Here is a 1,970-nt window from a genome sequence, read left to right on the forward strand (position 1 = left end):
AGCGTGCTGAAGGGTTGCACATGCGGTCAAAGTTCAAGCGTCTTCTCGCCGTGATCGGCCTGACCGGGCTTCTGGCGGCACCCGCCGCTGCGGCCTGGGCCGAGGATCCGGTGACCATTCCGTCCGGCACGAACATCGTGGATAACGCAAACGTCCTCGGCAGCCGTAAAGGTGAGGTCCAGGAAGCCATCCAGACACTCCTCAAGGACCACAAGTACAACCTTTACGTTGTCACCGTGGACTCGTTCACCAACCCCACCGATCCCGCGGCCTGGGCCCAGCAGGTGGCGACGACTAAAGGCATGGGCACAGCTGACGCCATCCTCGCGATTGCGGAAGAGGGCAAGTTCCATTTTGCCCTGAATTCGGCAAGTTCCATCAAGTCCAAGCAGACAGCCATCAGCCAGAATGCCGTCACGGCGAATCTTGCCGGCGGCAAGAAGGACTACGCCCAGGCGGCCATTGACACCGCCGCAGCCATCGGTGACGCCGCAGGCGGCGGCAGCGGCAACGTCCCTTCGGGCGACGGCGCGGGGGCGGCTGTCCTCGTCGGAACGGGCGTTGTTGCGGCCGGTGGCGCCGGAGCGTACCTGTACTTCCGCAACAAGCGGAAGAAAGCAGCGCTGGCATCCAGCGCCAGCTACGGCCCGCAGGGCGCCGAGTTGGACCCGCTGGCTTCGCTCAGCATCGAGGAGCTCCGGCGCAAGAGCGGTTCCCTGATCATTGAAGCCGACGACGCCATCAAGTCCAGCGAGCAGGAACTCGGTTTCGCAGAGGCGCAGTACGGCGACGCCGCGGTGGGCAACTTCACCAAGGCGCTTGCCGAGGCCAAGGCCCATATGTCCGAATCCTTCAAGCTCCAGCAACAGCTTGACGACCACATTCCGGACACCGAGGAACAGCAGCGCAGTTGGTACGGCGAGATCATCCGCCGGTCCGAGGCAGCGCTGGGTTCGCTCCAGGAGCAGAAGGCCGATTTCGACTCACTCCGCGAGCTAGAGAAGAACGCCCCCCAGGCCCTGGCCGCTGTCAGTGCCGGCGCGCAGGAGGCCGAAGCCAAGATCGCCAGCGCTGAACAGTCATTGACAACCTTGCGCTCCAAGTACGCGGACAGCGCGCTGGTACAGGTGGCGGACAACATCACCCAGGCCAAGGAACGCCTTGCCTTTGTGCAGAACGCCACAGCCACGGCCCAGGAAAAGCTCGCGGCAGGCGAGGGCAGCCTCGCCGCTGTGGCCGTGCGCGCCTCCGAAGAGAGCCTGCACCAGACCAACGTCCTGCTCGACGCCATCGCCAAGGTATCCACCAACCTGGACGAGGCCCGCGGAGGGCTGGAAGCGGCAGTCGTCGACACCTCCCAGGACCTGGCCCAGGCGAGGGCCATGATCCAGTCCGGGGAACACCCCGAGCTGGCGGGCCCGGTCGCCGGCGTCGAACAGGCCCTGGCGCAGGTCAAGGCTGAAATCCAGGGCGGAAAGATCGATCCCATTGCCACACTCCAGCGCGTTGAGAATGCGCACCAGGCTCTGGACCAGTCCCTCACCGGCATCCGCGACAAGCAGGAGCAGGCCCGCCGTGCGGAGGCTTCACTGCAGCAGACCATCATGTCCGCCCAGGCCCAGATCAGCGCAACATCGGACTACATCACCGCACGCCGCGGCGGAGTGGGCACCGAAGCGCGGACCCGGCTGGCAGAATCCCAGCGCAACCTTGACTACGCCCTTTCCATCTCACGGAACGATCCCGTCACAGCCCTCACCTACGCCCAGCAAGCCCATGCCCTCGCTGCGCAGGCAGCGCAGTTGGCCCAGGCCGATGTCGACAACTTCGGTGGCTACGCCAACCAGGGCTTCGGCGGAGGCGGCATGTTCGGCGGACGTGGCGGGGGCGGCGGCGGCCTTGGCGGCGCCATTCTCGGCGGTATCCTCATCAATTCCATCCTCAACGGCGGCGGCGGCGCAGGCTGGGGC

General features: G+C 65.7%; 1 protein-coding gene. It reads left to right on the forward strand.

The genetic code is table 11. From position 1 onward, the window contains the following. Positions 1-20: 20 nt before the first annotated feature. Positions 21-1,970 (forward strand): TPM domain-containing protein (locus DBR22_RS00390; protein ID WP_108597265.1); only part of this gene is annotated, 1,950 nt, incomplete at its 3' end.

The sequence above is a fragment of the Arthrobacter sp. HMWF013 genome (assembly GCF_003061105.1).
Lineage (GTDB): Bacteria > Actinomycetota > Actinomycetes > Actinomycetales > Micrococcaceae > Arthrobacter.